Genomic DNA, 14926 nt, shown 5'->3' on the forward strand with positions numbered 1-14926 from the left:
GCCCGCTTCCGTACGGCTGCCCCCTGTTCTCGTACGGCCGTCACCTGTTCTCGTACGGCCGCCACCCGCTCCCGTACGGCCGCCACCGTTCTCGTACAGCTCCGGCCGACGCGTGCGCAGCGCCGAACGGCGACGGCGGTGCGCGGGAGGGGCCGTGGCCGGAATGGTTGCCTTGACCTGACCATGACATCGCAGGACTCTGGGTCCGTCGCACAGCTCCACCCCCCACCCCGACGGACCCAGGAGATGCCAGCATGCGACTCGTCACTCCACGGACGATCCGGCCGAGAACCCGGCCGGCGAAGTCCCGCCGCACCGCCGCCCTCGCCGTCCTGCTCGCCCTCGGCCTCGCCGCTCCCGCCACCACCGTGGCGACCGCCGGGCCCTCGGCCCCCGACGCGGCCGTCGCGGCGGACGAACGGACACTCCAGTACGAGATACCCGGACGCACCACCCCCGCCGCCCGCACCGACATCGCCCGCGCGGGTGTCTCGATCGACGAGGTCCACGACCACGGCGTCGTGATCACCGCGGACGCGGCCCAGGCCCGCAAGCTCCGGGCGCGCGGCCACACCCTGGAGGCCCTGCCCGCGCCCGTCGCCGAGCCGCACGCGGCGGACGGCGTGGGCGTGCTCGACTTCCCGCCCGCCGACTCCCGCTACCACAACTACGCCGAGATGAACGCGGCGATCGACGCCCGCATCGCGGCGAACCCCTCGATCATGAGCAAGCGCGTCATCGGCAAGACGTACCAGGGCCGGGACGTCATCGCGGTCAAGGTCAGCGACAACGTCGCCACCGACGAGGCCGAGCCCGAGGTCCTGTTCACCGCCCACCAGCACGCCCGTGAGCACCTGACGGTCGAGATGGCGCTCTACCTGCTGCGCGAGCTGGGCCAGGGCTACGGCTCCGACTCCCGGATCAAGCAGGCGGTCGACGGCCGCGAGCTGTGGATCGTGCCGGACATGAACCCGGACGGCGGCGAGTACGACATCGCCTCGGGCTCGTACCGCAGCTGGCGCAAGAACCGGCAGCCCAACTCCGGCTCCACCGCGGTCGGCACCGACCTCAACCGCAACTGGGCCTACAAGTGGGGCTGCTGCGGCGGCTCCTCCTCCAGCCCCTCCTCGGAGACGTACCGGGGCACGGCCGCCGAGTCCGCGCCCGAGACGAGGATCGTGGCCGACTTCGTGCGCAGCCGGGTCATCGGCGGGAAGCAGCAGATCACGGCGGCCATCGACTTCCACACGTACAGCGAACTGGTGCTGTGGCCCTTCGGCTACACGTACAACGACACCGCCCCCGGCATGACCGCCGACGACCGCAACGCCTTCGCGGCGGTCGGCAAGAAGATGGCGGCGAGCAACGGGTACACCGCCGAACAGTCCAGCGACCTGTACATCACCGACGGATCGATCGACGACTGGCTGTGGGGATCGCAGAAGATCTTCGGCTACACCTTCGAGATGTACCCGCGCTCGTCCACCGGCGGCGGCTTCTACCCGCCCGACGAGGTCATCGAGCGCGAGACCTCCCGCAACCGGGACGCGGTGCTGCAACTGATCGAGAACGCGGACTGCATGTACCGGTCCATCGGCAAGGAGGCGCAGTACTGCTCCTGACGGGGCGAGCCCGCTGCCCCCGACCGGGTGAGCCACTGCTCGTGACGGTGTGAGCCGCTGCTCCTGGCCGGCCGATCCACTGTTTCTGACCGGGCGAGCCCGACGCCGCTCCGGTGCGGGACCCGAACGGGCCCGCACCGGAGCCGGGCCGTGCGCCTGCCGGAGGCCGTACCCGTACCGGGCTCAGGTCACGTCGTGGATGCCGTGCTCGCCGGCTGCCGCGTCCTTCTCCGCCCGGTGCCGCCGCTCGGCGTCCTCGACCGCACCCCGGGTGCGCGCACGATCGAGGTGGCGGCCGAGGAGTGCCGCCCGATCCGGGGCCTCGTCGTCCGTACCGATGGGCCTGACCGACGGGCTCGGCCTCCCTGCCCTGCGCGACGCGTCCGCTGAAACACCTGCGAAGCACCGCAGGCACCGACATTCTCCCGCATTCCTCCCGCGAGTCACTTCCGGCCTTAGGGTGACGATATGTGCGGAATCGTGGGTTATGTCGGTGGACAGTCGGCGCAGGACGTCGTCGTCGCGGGACTCAAGCGCCTCGAATACCGGGGCTACGACTCGGCGGGCGTCGCCGTGCTCGCGGACGGTGGGCTCGCCGCCGCGAAGAAGGCGGGCAAGCTCGTCAATCTGGAGAAGGAGCTGGGTGACCGGCCGCTGCCGGCCGGGCGTACCGGCATCGGGCACACCCGGTGGGCCACGCACGGCGCGCCCACCGACGTCAACGCCCACCCGCATCTGGACAACGCGGGCCGGGTCGCCGTCGTGCACAACGGGATCATCGAGAACTTCGCGGCCCTGCGCCGCGAGCTGACCGGGCGCGGCCACGCCCTGGAGTCCGAGACGGACACCGAGGTCGTCGCCCACCTCCTGGCCGAGGCGTTCTCGGCGGGCGGGGACCTGGCGGACGCGATGCGGCAGGTGTGCCGCCGGCTGGAGGGGGCCTTCACCCTCGTCGCCGTGCACGCGGACCAGCCGGACGTGGTGGTCGGCGCCCGGCGCAACTCCCCGCTCGTCGTGGGCGTCGGACAGGACGAGTGGTTCCTCGCCTCCGACGTCGCCGCCTTCATCGCGCACACCCGCGACGCGATCGAGCTGGGCCAGGACCAGGTCGTCGAGCTGAGCCGCGAGGGTGTCGTCGTCACCGGGTTCGACGGACAGCTCGCGGAGGTCCGCGCGTACCACGTGGACTGGGACGCCTCCGCCGCCGAGAAGGGCGGCTACGGCTCCTTCATGCTCAAGGAGATCGCCGACCAGCCCCGAGCCGTCGCCGACACCCTCCTCGGCCGGGTCGACGGCGAGGGGCTGCTCCACCTCGACGAGGTGCGCATCCCGGCCACCGAGCTGCGGGAGGTCGACAAGGTCGTCATCGTCGCCTGCGGCACCGCGTTCCACGCCGGGATGATCGCCAAGTACGCCATCGAGCACTGGACCCGGCTGCCCTGCGAGACCGAGCTGGCCAGCGAGTTCCGCTACCGCGACCCGATCCTCGACCAGCGCACCCTGGTCGTCGCCATCTCCCAGTCCGGCGAGACCATGGACACCCTGATGGCCGTGCGGCACGCCCGCGAACAGGGCGCGAAGGTCCTCGCCATCTGCAACACCAACGGTTCGACCATCCCCCGCGAATCCGACGCCGTCCTCTACACCCACGCCGGGCCCGAGGTCGCCGTCGCCTCCACCAAGGCGTTCCTCACCCAGCTCGTCGCCTGCTACCTCGTCGCGCTCTACCTCGGCCAGGTGCGCGGCACCAAGTGGGGCGACGAGATCCGCACGGTGGTGCGCCAGCTCGCGGACGTGCCCCGCGAGGTGGACCGCGTCCTGGAGACGATGGAGCCCGTACGGGAGCTGGCCCGGTCCCTCGCCCACCACGACACCGTCCTGTTCGTCGGGCGGCACGTCGGCTATCCGGTCGCCCTCGAAGGCGCGCTCAAGCTCAAGGAACTCGCCTACATGCACGCCGAGGGCTTCGCGGCCGGCGAGCTGAAGCACGGGCCGATCGCGCTCATCGAGGAAGGGCTGCCCGTCGTCGTCATCGTCCCCTCACCGCGCGGGCGTTCGGTCCTCCACGACAAGATCGTCTCCAACATCCAGGAGATCCGGGCGCGGGGCGCGCGCACCATCGTCGTCGCCGAGGAGGGCGACGAGGCCGTCGTCCCCTACGCCGACCACCTCATCACCGTCCCCGCAACGCCTACGCTGCTCCAGCCGCTGGTCGCCACCGTGCCGCTCCAGGTCTTCGCCTGCGAGCTCGCGACGGCCCGTGGCAACGAGGTGGACCAGCCGCGCAATCTGGCGAAGTCCGTGACCGTGGAGTGAGCCGGGGCGCGTGCCCCGCGTGATGGGGATGGCGAGGGTGGGTTCGTGATCATCGGAGTCGGAATCGACGTGGCCGAGATCGAGCGGTTCGGGGCGGCGCTGGAGCGTACGCCCCAGTTGGCCGACCGGCTCTTCGTCGCCGGTGAACTGACGCTGCCGAGCGGCGAGCGGCGCGGGGTCGCCTCGCTCGCCGCCCGGTTCGCGGCGAAGGAGGCGCTGGCCAAGGCGCTCGGCGCGCCGGGCGGACTGCTGTGGAGCGACGCCGAGGTCTGGGTCGAGGAGAGCGGGCGGCCCCGGCTGCGGGTGACCGGCACGGTCGCCGCCCGCGCCGCCGAACTGGGCGTACGCGGCTGGCACGTCTCGCTCAGCCATGACGCGGGGGTGGCGTCGGCGGTGGTCATCGCGGAGGGGTGAGCGCCGGGGCGGGCCCTCCGGGGTGTGCGCGGCGCGGTGCGGTGCGTTCCCGGCGGGTCCCGTCGTGTGGGGTGTGGGGTGAGTCCGGGGCGGGTCCCGTCGTGCGGTGCGGGGTGAGTCCGGGCGGGCTCTCGTGGTGGTGGCGCGGTGCGTCCGGGAAGGCCCGCCGGGGGCGCGGCGGGGTGACCGACCCGGCCGCCACGCGCCGTGAGGCTGGCGTCCGCCCGCGTGATCGCGGAGGGTGGGACCCATGCGACGTGCCTACAGCGTGGAGACCGTACGGGCCGCCGAGGCCGCCCTCATGCAGCGTCTGCCGGAGGGCGCGCTGATGCAGCGCGCCGCCGCCGGGCTCGCCGTGGCCTGCGGCGATCTGCTGCGGCGCAACGGCCGGGTGTACGGGGCACGGGTCCTGCTCCTCGTCGGCAGCGGCGACAACGGCGGCGACGCGCTTCACGCGGGCGCCCGCCTCGCCCGCCGGGGCGCGGGCGTCCGGGCCCTGCTGCTCGCCCCCGACCGGGCCCACCCCGGCGGCCTCGCCCGCGCTGCTGGCGGCAGGGGGACAGGTCGTGGACGGGCCGGACGGGCTCGGGGTGCTCGACCTCGTCGTGGACGGCATCACCGGGATCGGCGGGCGCGGGGGGCTGCGGCCGGACGCCGCCGAACTGCTGCACACCGTGACCCGCGACCGCACCCCGGTGCTCTCCGTGGACCTGCCGAGCGGGGTGGAGGCCGACACCGGGGAGGTGCACGGCGACGCGGTCCGCGCCGACGCGACCGTCACCTTCGGCACCTACAAGCCCGGCCTCCTCATCGATCCGGCCGCCGAACACGCCGGGGCCCTGCGGCTGGTGGACATCGGGATCGGCCCGGAGCTGCCCGAGCCGCCGGACCTGGAGGCGCTCCAGTACGCGGACGTGGCGGCGCTCCTGCCGGTGCCCGGCGCGGAGAGCGACAAGTACCGGCGCGGGGTCGTCGGCGTCGTCGCCGGGTCCGAGCGCTATCCGGGCGCGGCCGTCCTCGCGGTCGCGGGCGCGCTGCACGGAGGCGCCGGCGCGGTGCGGTACGTCGGACCGGGCGCGGACGCGGTGATCGCCCGGTTCCCCGAGACGCTGGTGCACGCCGGACCGCCCTCGCAGGCGGGGCGCGTACAGGCGTGGGTGGTCGGGCCCGGCCTCGGTGACGGCAGGGACGCGGCGGCGGCCGTCGCCGACGTGCTGGCCGCCGACGTCCCCGTCCTGGTCGACGCGGACGGGCTGCACCTGCTGGACACGGAGACCGTGCGGACCCGGACCGCCCCCACCGTCCTCACCCCGCACGCGGGCGAGGCCGCCGCCCTCCTCGGCGCGGCCCGCGACGAGGTCGAGAGCGGGCGGCTCGCCGCCGTCCGCGAACTGGCCGCCCGCTACCGCGCCACCGTGCTGCTCAAGGGCTCCACGACCCTGATCGCGGAGGCCCGCGACACCCCCGTACGGGTCAACCCGACCGGTACCTCCTGGCTGGCCACGGCGGGCAGCGGCGATGTGCTCTCCGGGCTGACGGGGTCCCTGCTCGCGGCCGGCCTCGCCCCGCGCGACGCCGCGTCCGTGGGCGCGTACCTGCACGGGCTCGCCGCCCGGCACGGCTCGGACGGGGCCCCGGTCTCCGCGCAGGACGTCGCGGCCGGCATCCCGGCCGCCTGGCGCGACGTGCGGGCGGGCTGAACCGGAGGGAGAGTGGAAGGCCCGCAGGGACGCGGCGGGGCGGGCGAGGAAGGGCGGCCGGACATGGCGCGTGGCAGCGACCCCGTACGCGACATGGCGCGTGGCAGCGACCCCGTACGCGTGCGCAGGGCGTACGACCCCGTCGAGGACGACGACGGCACGCGGGTGCTGGTGGACCGGCTCTGGCCCCGCGGCGTCTCCAAGGAGCGGGCCGACATCGACCTGTGGCTGAAGGACGTCACGCCCTCGGACGAGCTGCGCTCCTGGTACCACCACGACCGTGAGGACCGGCACGACGCGTTCGTCGAGCGCTACCGCGCCGAACTGGACGACGCGACGCACGCGGAGGCGGTCGGCCGGCTCGTGGACCTGGTGCGCAAGGGCGGCCCGGTCACGCTCGTCACCGCGGCCAAGGACGTCCCCGACAGCCATGTCCCGGTCCTGCTCGACCACCTGAAGCATGTGATGAAACGTACATAGGCCCGGATATCGGCGTGCGCTGCCCGAGAGGCCGCCGACGCCTCTGAGAGACTGGGCGCGATGAACGAGACAGCGTCCCTGAGAGCCCGTGCCGAGATCGACCTCGCCGCGCTGCGCGCCAACGTGCGTGTCCTGCGCGAGCGGGCGGCCGGGGCGCAGCTCATGGCCGTGGTGAAGTCCGACGGATACGGGCACGGGGCGGTGCCCTGTGCCAGGGCCGCGCGGGAGGCCGGGGCGGCCTGGCTCGGCACCGCCACCCCGCAGGAGGCGTTCGCCCTGCGCGCGGCCGGGCTCGACGGCCGGATCATGTGCTGGCTGTGGACGCCGGGCGGGCCCTGGCGCGAGGCGATCGACGCCGACATCGACGTGTCGGTCAGCGGTATGTGGGCGCTGCGCGAGGCCGTCGCGGCAGCCGGAGCGGCGGGCCGCGCGGCCCGTGTCCAGCTCAAGGCCGACACCGGGCTCGGCCGGAACGGCTGCCAGCCCGCCGACTGGCCGGAGCTGGTCACCGAGGCGCTGGCCGCCGAGCGGGCCGGACACGTCCGGATCACCGGACTCTGGTCCCACTTCGCCTGCGCCGACGAGCCCGGCCACCCCTCGATCGCCGCCCAGCTCGACGTCTTCCGCGCGATGGTGGCGTACGCGGAGAAGGAGGGCGTGGAGCCCGAGGTGCGGCACATCGCCAACTCCCCGGCCACGCTCACGGTCCCCGAGGCCCACTTCGACCTCGTCCGGACCGGCATCGCCATGTACGGCATCTCGCCCGCCCCCGAGCTGGGCGTCCCCGCCGACTTCGGGCTGCGCCCGGTGATGACGCTCGCCGCCTCCGTCGCCCTGGTCAAGGACGCCCCCGCCGGCCACGGCGTCAGCTACGGCCACCACTACACGACGCCCGCCGGGACGACCCTCGGCCTGGTCCCGGTCGGCTACGCGGACGGCGTCCCGCGCCACGCGTCGGGCCGGGGCCCCGTCCTGATCGGCGGGAAGGTGCGCACGGTCGCGGGCCGCGTCGCCATGGACCAGTTCGTCGTCGACCTCGACGGCGACCGGCCCGAGGCGGGCGCGGAAGCGGTGCTGTTCGGACCGGGCGACCGGGGGGAGCCGACCGCACAGGACTGGGCGGAGGCCGCCGACACCATCGCGTACGAGATCGTCACCCGCATCGGGGCCCGCGTGCCGAGGGTGTACGTGCACGAGGCGGCCGGGCCGGGCGTTCCGCCCCGAACGGTCGCCCCGTTCCGGGCGACCGGGGCGACCGAGGGCGTGGCGCGGTGAGCGAGAGCAGGGCGGAAGCCGTGGTGGCCGCGACCGCGCAGGCCGCGAACGCGGCGGGTCCGGGCGGCTGGCGGCGGGCCGGGATCGCCGGGGCAGCGATAGGAGTGCTGGCCGCGGGCGCCGCCGCCGGGGTCGCCGTCGAGCGGCTGACCGTCGGGCGCGGCATGCGGAAGAAGGCCCGCCTCGCGCTGGACGCCACCGGGCCGTACGGCTCGCTGCGCGGCACCCCCGGCCGGGCCGTCGCCGACGACGGCACCGAGCTGTACTACGAGATCGACGAGGTGGAGGCCGACGCGCCCGCCGCCCGGGAGGGGGCCGGAGCCTCCGGAAACCGTCGCCGCAGGCTCTTCGGGCGCCGGACCCCCGCCCCGGTCACCGTCGTCTTCAGCCACGGCTACTGCCTCGGCCAGGACTCCTGGCACTTCCAGCGCGCCGCCCTGCGGGGCCTCGTCCGCGCCGTCTACTGGGACCAGCGCAGCCACGGCCGCTCCGGGCGGGGCCGGTCCCAGGCGGACGGGGTGCCGGTCGGCATCGACCAGCTCGGCCGCGATCTGAAGGCGGTCATCGACGCGGCGGCCCCCGAGGGCCCGCTGGTGCTGGTCGGCCACTCCATGGGCGGCATGACGATGATGGCGCTGGCCGACCGATATCCGGAGCTGATCCGCGACCGGGTCGCCGCCGTCGCCCTGGTCGGCACCTCCAGCGGCAGGCTCGCCGAGGTGAGCTTCGGGCTGCCGGTGGCGGGCGTCAACGCCGTGCGCCGGGTGCTGCCCGGAGTGCTGAAAGCGCTCGGTTCGCAGGCGGAACTGGTGGAGAAGGGGCGGCGGGCCACCGCGGACCTCTTCGCCGGGCTGATCAAGCGGTACTCGTTCAGCTCGCGGGACGTGGACCCGGCGGTCGCCCGGTTCGCGGAGCGGCTGATCGAGTCCACCCCGATCGACGTGGTCGCCGAGTTCTACCCGGCCTTCACCGAGCACGACAAGAGCGGGGCGCTGCCCGTGTTCCGGGACGTGCCCGTGCTGATCCTGGCCGGGGACAAGGACCTCGTCACGCCCAGCTCGCACAGCGAGGCCATCGCGGACGTCCTGCCCGACGCCGAGCTGGTGATCGTGCCGGACGCCGGTCACCTGGTGATGCTGGAGCACCCGGAGACCGTCACCGACCGGCTGGCCGACCTGCTCGTCCGCAGCGGCACGGTGCCGGCCGCTAACGTTGGCGGACATGGAAGCACCGCACACCAGCCCGGCCGCTGAGACCGCTCCGGACCCCGCCGGGACCACCGCTCCCGAACCCACAACCGCTCCCGAGCCGAACGCGACGGCGGCTGCCGAGTCCGCCGCGACGACCGCTCCCGAGCCGAACGCGACGGCCGCTTCCGGCGATGCCGCCGCGCCCGCCGGGGCCGTACCGGAAGCCGTCAGCGTGACGCTCACCGTCACGTCCCCCGAACAGATGCAGGAGCTGGGCCGCCGCCTCGCCCGCCTGCTCGGACCCGGCGACCTGGTGATGCTCACGGGCGAGCTGGGCGCGGGGAAGACGACGCTGACACGGGGCCTCGGCGAGGGCCTGGGCGTGCGCGGCGCGGTCACCTCGCCGACGTTCGTCATCGCCCGCGTCCACCCCTCCCTGTCCGGGGGCCCCGCCCTCGTCCACGTCGACGCGTACCGCCTCGGCGGCGGGCTCGACGAGATGGAGGACCTGGACCTCGACGTGTCGCTGCCGGAGTCGGTGGTGGTCGTGGAATGGGGCGACGGCAAGGTCGAGGAGCTGTCCGACGACCGGCTGCGGGTCCTCATCGACCGCGCCACCGGCGACACCGACGACGAGCGGCGCGACGTCACCCTGGTCGGCATCGGGGCGCGGTGGGCGGGGCTGCGGGCGGAGCTGGCGTGAGGTCCCGGGAGTAGCCTTCCCGACAGGGCGTCGGTAAATTGTTGCGCGTGGGCCCGTGGTCGTGGTCACATGGGTACGAGGCGTGGTTAGGCTTACCTAACCACGTGCCCTCCACCGGAGCATCAAGGAGGCATCCATGCCGACGCCCGAGCGCGCAGCGCGACCGCAGCCGCGACCGACTCCGTCCACCCTGTCGATGAAGGACCTGCTCGCCTCGTGCGCGGCGGCCACCGCCATCTCCACCCCGCCCACCGGAACGGCACGGGCGTCCGCCCGCGACGGGGCGGGCGTCCCCCCGGAGACCGCCCGGCCGCGGGCCGCGTGACGCGCGAAGCCCCCGTGGACCGGGTCCACGGGGGCTTCGCGCGGGCGCCGGGGAGCCCCACGGAACGTGCGGGCCGCGGCGGCGACCACGGGTACGGCTACGGGACGACGACGACCTTCGCGCCGACCGTCGCAAAGCTCCACATCGCGTCGCCGTCCTCACGCTTCATCCGGACACCGCCGGTCTTCGACGTCGGATCCGGGCTGGCCATCGAACCGTCCTGCGCCGCGCTGAAACCGATCGCCACCTCGTCCACGTCGGCGAAGCGGACCACGTGCTCGATCGGGACGCCGTCCGAGCCCCGGACCGTGCCCGAGCGGGAGGTGACCTGGTGGACGCCGGGTGGCGGGCCGACGGGACTGGGCATCACGGTGAAGGTGCGGAGCGCCTTGCCGTTCTCGTCCACCAGCCACACCCGGCGGTCCTTCAGCGCGTACACGACCCGCTCGCCCGTCCCGGACGCCGCCGGGACCGCCAGCGGGTCGGCCGGGGGCTTCGGCTTCGCGGTGGGCTCGGCCGAGGCCGAGACGGACGCCTTCGGGCCGGCCGTGGAGGCCACCGAGGCGGGGGCGTTCGCCGCGGCCTGGTAGGCGAGGAAGGCGACCGCGGCGACCGCCGCCGCGGTGAGCCCGGCCACGATTCCCGAGCTGCTCCTTGCCACCGTGCATCCCCTTTCGACGGCCCTCTGCCGCATGTCGTACAAGCGTTTACGTCGTACCCGTCGGATACCCGGTGACGGTAGCAGCAGCACGGATGGGGGCCGGGACGCCGTACGGACGCCGTAACGCCGTCGGCGGAGCCGTAGGCTGTTTGCGTGCTCTTGCTCGCCATGGATACCGCCACGCCCGCCGTCACCGTCGCCCTCCACGACGGCACGTCCGTCATCGCCTCCTCGGGGCAGGTCGACGCCCGCAGGCACGGGGAGCTGCTGCTGCCCGCCGTCGACCGGGTCCTCGCGGAGGCCGGGACGAAGCTCGACGCCGTGACGGACGTGGTCGTGGGCGTCGGCCCCGGCCCGTACACCGGGCTGCGGGTCGGCCTGGTCACCGCCGCCACCTTCGGCTCCGCCCTCTCCGTCCCGGTCCACGGGCTGTGCACCCTGGACGGCCTCGCGTACGCCGCCGGACAGGAGGGCCTGGAGGGGCCCTTCGCCGTGGCGACGGACGCCCGCCGCAAGGAGGTCTACTGGGCGCGGTACGAGGACGGCCGCACCCGCGTGGGCGAGCCCGCCGTGGACCGTCCCGCCGACATCGCCGACGCGCTCGCCGGGCTCCCGGTGGTCGGCGCGGGCGCGGCGCTCTACCCGGACGCCTTCCCGGACGCGCGCGGCCCCGAGCACGTGGCCGCCGGGGCGCTCGCCGCGCTCGCCGCCGAACGGCTCGCCGCCGGGCAGGAGCTGCTGGAGCCCCGCCCGCTCTACCTGCGCAGGCCCGACGCCCAGGTCCCGAAGAACTACAAGGTGGTCACCCCCACGTGAGCGCCGCCACCGCCGCCGTACTGCGCGAGATGCGCTGGTGGGACATCGCACCGGTGCTCGACCTCGAACACGCGCTGTTCCCGGACGACGCCTGGTCGCCCGGCATGTTCTGGTCCGAGCTGGCCCACGCGCGGGGCCCCGGCGCCACCCGCCACTACGTCGTCGCCGAGGACCCCGTCACCGGCCGGATCGTCGGATACGCCGGGCTCGCCGCCCTCGGTGACCTGGCCGACGTCCAGACGATCGCGGTCAGCCGGGACGCCTGGGGCACCGGCCTCGGCTCCGAACTCCTCACCGACCTGCTGAAGGCCGCCACCGACTTCGAGTGCGCCACCGTCCTCCTGGAGGTCCGGGTCGACAACGCCCGCGCGCAGAAGTTGTACGAGCGCTTCGGCTTCGAACCGATCGGCTTCCGGCGCGGCTACTACCAGCCGGGGAACATCGACGCCCTGGTCATGCGCCTCACCATGCACGAACACGCGACGGACAACGCACCAGGGACCGGGACTGAATGATGGCTGCCGACGAACCCCTCGTACTCGGCATCGAGACCTCCTGCGACGAGACCGGTGTGGGCATCGTGCGCGGCACGACCCTGCTCGCGGACGCCGTCGCCTCCAGCGTCGACGCCCACGCCCGCTTCGGCGGCGTCGTCCCGGAGATCGCCTCGCGGGCCCATCTGGAGGCGATGGTCCCCACCATCGAGCGGGCCCTGAAGGAGGCGGGCGTCAGCGCCCGCGACCTCGACGGGATCGCCGTCACCTCCGGCCCCGGCCTCGCCGGCGCGCTGCTCGTCGGCGTCTCGGCCGCGAAGGCGTACGCGTACGCGCTCGGCAAGCCGCTCTACGGGGTCAACCACCTCGCCTCGCACATCTGCGTCGACCAGCTGGAGCACGGGCCGCTGCCCGAGCCGACGATGGCGCTGCTGGTCAGCGGCGGCCACTCCTCGCTCCTGCTGGCCCCCGACATCACCAGCGACGTCCGCCCGCTCGGCGCGACCATCGACGACGCGGCGGGCGAGGCGTTCGACAAGATCGCCCGTGTGCTGAACCTCGGCTTCCCCGGCGGCCCGGTCATCGACCGGCTCGCCAAGGAGGGCGACCCGGCGGCGATCGCGTTCCCGCGTGGTCTGACCGGCCCGCGCGACGCCCCGTACGACTTCTCCTTCTCCGGGCTCAAGACCTCCGTCGCCCGCTGGATCGAGGCGAAGCGCGCGGCGGGCGAGGAGGTGCCCGTACGGGATGTGGCGGCGTCCTTCCAGGAGGCCGTGGTGGACGTGCTGACCCGCAAGGCGGTCCGGGCCTGCAAGGACGAGGGCGTCGACCACCTGATGATCGGCGGCGGCGTCGCGGCCAACTCCCGGCTGCGCGCCCTGGCCGAGGAGCGCTGCGAACGCGCCGGCATCCGGCTGCGGGTGCCGCGCCCCAAGCTCTGCACCGACAACGGCGCGATGGTCGCGGCGCTCGGCGCGGAGATGGTCGCCCGCAACCGGCTCCCCTCCGACCTGGAGCTGTCCGCCGACTCCTCGCTTCCGGTCACGGAGCCGCACGTGCCGGGGACCACGCACGGCCACGGACACTCCCACGACCACGATCACGTGCACGAGATCAGCAAGGACAACCTGTACTCATGAGCGCCGCGACCATCGTCCTCATGTGGGAGGCCCGCGCCGCCGAGGGCCGTGGCGGCGAACTCCTGGAGTGGGTGCGGGCCCGCTCCGCCGGCCTGGCCCGCACGCCGTACCGCAGCGAGCTGCTGCGCGCCCCCCGGGACCGCGTGCTGGTGATGACGTGGTGGCGGGATGCCGCGTACGGCGACGACCTGCCCGAACTCCCCGAGCCCGACGCCGCCCTGATCACCCGCCCGGTGCACCGCTGGCGCTTCGAGGCGGTGGACTGAGGGGGACGCTCCGTCGTCGTCCGGACCGCTGCCCGCCGGTACCGGCTCCCTCCGGGGCCGTACGGGTGTGGACGCGCGGGCCGGGGCGGGTCCGATGAGTTCGGGCGGCCGGTCCGGTCTACCTTCCGGACGTCCCGGCCGCCCGGCCCGGACGTACAGGCTGCCCGAGCGGGCCGCTCGACGAGGAGAAGACCATGCAGAAGATCACCCCCTGTCTCTGGTACGACGGCCAGGCCCTGGAGGCCGCCGAGCACTACGTCACGATCTTCGGCGGTGACTCCCGGATCCTGGGCACCACCTCCTACGGGGAGTCCGGCCCCGGCGAGACGGGCTCCGTGCTCACCGTCGACTTCCGGCTCGCGGGCCAGGACTACATGGGGCTCAACGGCGGTCCCCAGTTCCCGTTCACCGAGGCCATCTCGCTCTCCGTGGACTGCGCCGACCAGGCCGAGGTGGACCGGTTCTGGGACGCGCTCTCCGAGGGCGGCGAGACGGGGCAGTGCGGCTGGCTCAAGGACCGCTACGGGGTGTCCTGGCAGATCGTGCCGAACGAACTGCCGCGCCTGCTGGCCGACCCGGACCCGGCGAAGGCCGACCGGACCATGAAGGCGATGCTCGCCATGACCAAGCTGGACATCCAGGCCCTGCGCGACGCCTGAGCCGTCCTCGGCGGTGGACCGGCCCGGCTCGGTAATGTTCCGCGCATGTCACGCCGCGCCCCGCTCCCGCCGCCTCCGCCGCCCGTCGAGATCCGGTCCTGGCCCGACCGCGAGGCGATGCTCGCCGACCGGGCCGTGATCCTGGGCGAGTTGGTGAGGCTGCACGTGGGGCCGGGGCGGCTCGGGCTGCTGGGGATGTGGGCGGCGCTCGCCGCGATCGGCTGGAGCCTGGTGGGCTCCGGGATCATCATGTTCGAACAGGCCCTCGACCTGGTCGACTTCACCAGTGTCGTCGGCGGAAGCGTCAGTCTGGTCCTCGGCGCCGCCGTCTTCGTCCCGGCCGCCGTCTTCTTCTGGGTCGGCGCCCTCCGGGACCGGAAGGTCCGTGTGCTGCTGGCCTCCTGGGGCGCGCTGGACCGCGATCCGGAGCGCGACCGGCGGCTGCGGATGCCCGGCATGAGCCTCACCTGGCTGCTGCTGTCGTTCGCCCTCGGAGCGGCGGGGCTCGCCCTCTGCGTCATCGGCCCGGCGAGCGCCAGGCCGGGCCGGGACACGTACGGGCTGGTCGTCCTGGTCATGGGCGTCGGCATGATCGCCTGGCTGACCGCGCTGACGGGCGCGGTGACCGCCCTGGCGCACCGCCGCTGGGTGCTGGGCGCCCTGCGGGGGAGCGGTACGGGAACGGGCGCGGGGGCCGCCTCCGGGCCGGAAGCCGGTGCAGGGACCGGCACCGGCACCGGCAGTGGGGCCGGGCGGCTTCCGGCGGCTCGGGCCGGTGGGTCCGTACGCCCACCCGACCCGGCTCGGGCCGGTGGGTCCGTGGGCGCGCCCGATCCGGAGCGCGGCGGCACCGGCCGCCGCTGAGC

The 14926-nt window shown here is 74.3% G+C and carries 15 protein-coding genes and 1 pseudogene; 15 read left to right on the forward strand and 1 reads right to left on the reverse strand.

The window, feature by feature from the left end; all coding sequences use genetic code 11:
• The first annotated feature begins 254 nt into the window (after positions 1 to 254).
• From QFZ71_RS18600 to QFZ71_RS18640, 9 genes and pseudogenes are all read left to right on the forward strand, one after another.
• Positions 255 to 1622 carry a M14 family metallopeptidase gene (locus QFZ71_RS18600; protein WP_307669307.1) on the forward strand — a complete coding sequence of 456 codons (1368 nt, stop codon included), beginning with the start codon at positions 255 to 257 and terminating at the stop codon, positions 1620 to 1622.
• Positions 1623 to 2090: 468 nt separating this feature from the next.
• On the forward strand, positions 2091 to 3938 hold the full coding sequence (glmS, locus tag QFZ71_RS18605; RefSeq protein WP_307669308.1) for a glutamine--fructose-6-phosphate transaminase (isomerizing): 1848 nt from the start codon (positions 2091 to 2093) through the stop codon (positions 3936 to 3938).
• A gap of 45 nt (positions 3939 to 3983) precedes the next feature.
• Positions 3984 to 4352, forward strand: a complete 369-nt coding sequence (locus tag QFZ71_RS18610) for a holo-ACP synthase (RefSeq protein ID WP_307669309.1) — start codon at positions 3984 to 3986, stop codon at positions 4350 to 4352.
• Positions 4353 to 4602: 250 nt separating this feature from the next.
• A pseudogene (locus tag QFZ71_RS18615) lies at positions 4603 to 6052 on the forward strand (NAD(P)H-hydrate dehydratase).
• 93 nt (positions 6053 to 6145) lie between these two features.
• Entirely contained in the window at positions 6146 to 6532 is a 387-nt protein-coding gene (locus QFZ71_RS18620; protein ID WP_307671507.1) for a DUF488 domain-containing protein, read from the forward strand.
• Positions 6533 to 6592: 60 nt separating this feature from the next.
• The gene (gene alr, locus QFZ71_RS18625; RefSeq protein WP_307669310.1) at positions 6593 to 7807 is read left to right on the forward strand and encodes an alanine racemase; all 1215 of its coding nucleotides are present in this window, start codon (positions 6593 to 6595) and stop codon (positions 7805 to 7807) included.
• A complete protein-coding gene (locus tag QFZ71_RS18630) occupies positions 7804 to 9060 on the forward strand; it encodes an alpha/beta fold hydrolase (RefSeq protein ID WP_307669311.1) in 1257 nt (418 codons plus the stop codon). Before alr ends, QFZ71_RS18630 begins: the two co-directional genes overlap by 4 nt.
• Positions 9029 to 9700, forward strand: a complete 672-nt coding sequence (tsaE, locus tag QFZ71_RS18635; protein WP_307669312.1) for a tRNA (adenosine(37)-N6)-threonylcarbamoyltransferase complex ATPase subunit type 1 TsaE — start codon at positions 9029 to 9031, stop codon at positions 9698 to 9700. Before QFZ71_RS18630 ends, tsaE begins: the two co-directional genes overlap by 32 nt.
• A 136-nt stretch (positions 9701 to 9836) precedes the next feature.
• On the forward strand, positions 9837 to 10025 hold the full coding sequence (locus QFZ71_RS18640; RefSeq protein ID WP_307669313.1) for a hypothetical protein: 189 nt from the start codon (positions 9837 to 9839) through the stop codon (positions 10023 to 10025).
• Positions 10026 to 10122: 97 nt separating this feature from the next.
• On the opposite strand, the gene QFZ71_RS18645 is transcribed toward QFZ71_RS18640, so the two are convergent.
• A complete protein-coding gene (locus QFZ71_RS18645; protein WP_307669314.1) occupies positions 10123 to 10719 on the reverse strand; it encodes a hypothetical protein in 597 nt (198 codons plus the stop codon).
• A 135-nt stretch (positions 10720 to 10854) separates the two neighbouring features.
• Here QFZ71_RS18645 and tsaB point away from each other — a divergent pair, with 135 nt between their 5' ends.
• From tsaB to QFZ71_RS18675, 6 genes are all read left to right on the forward strand, one after another.
• On the forward strand, positions 10855 to 11502 hold the full coding sequence (gene tsaB, locus QFZ71_RS18650) for a tRNA (adenosine(37)-N6)-threonylcarbamoyltransferase complex dimerization subunit type 1 TsaB (RefSeq protein ID WP_307671508.1): 648 nt from the start codon (positions 10855 to 10857) through the stop codon (positions 11500 to 11502).
• Positions 11499 to 12017, forward strand: a complete 519-nt coding sequence (gene rimI, locus QFZ71_RS18655) for a ribosomal protein S18-alanine N-acetyltransferase (RefSeq protein ID WP_307669315.1) — start codon at positions 11499 to 11501, stop codon at positions 12015 to 12017. The genes tsaB and rimI overlap by 4 nt, the downstream gene beginning before the upstream one ends.
• Entirely contained in the window at positions 12017 to 13135 is a 1119-nt protein-coding gene (gene tsaD, locus QFZ71_RS18660; protein ID WP_307671509.1) for a tRNA (adenosine(37)-N6)-threonylcarbamoyltransferase complex transferase subunit TsaD, read from the forward strand. Before rimI ends, tsaD begins: the two co-directional genes overlap by 1 nt.
• Positions 13132 to 13401 (forward strand): hypothetical protein, encoded by a 270-nt coding sequence (locus QFZ71_RS18665; protein WP_307669316.1) that lies wholly within the window; start codon positions 13132 to 13134, stop codon positions 13399 to 13401. Before tsaD ends, QFZ71_RS18665 begins: the two co-directional genes overlap by 4 nt.
• A 194-nt stretch (positions 13402 to 13595) precedes the next feature.
• Positions 13596 to 14060: a VOC family protein gene (locus QFZ71_RS18670; RefSeq protein ID WP_307669317.1), complete on the forward strand. Its 465-nt coding sequence runs from the start codon at positions 13596 to 13598 to the stop codon at positions 14058 to 14060.
• Between the two features lie 45 nt (positions 14061 to 14105).
• On the forward strand, positions 14106 to 14924 hold the full coding sequence (locus QFZ71_RS18675; RefSeq protein ID WP_307669318.1) for a hypothetical protein: 819 nt from the start codon (positions 14106 to 14108) through the stop codon (positions 14922 to 14924).
• The last annotated feature ends 2 nt before the right edge of the window (positions 14925 to 14926 follow it).

It is taken from the genome of Streptomyces sp. V2I9 (assembly GCF_030817475.1).
Classification (GTDB): domain Bacteria; phylum Actinomycetota; class Actinomycetes; order Streptomycetales; family Streptomycetaceae; genus Streptomyces.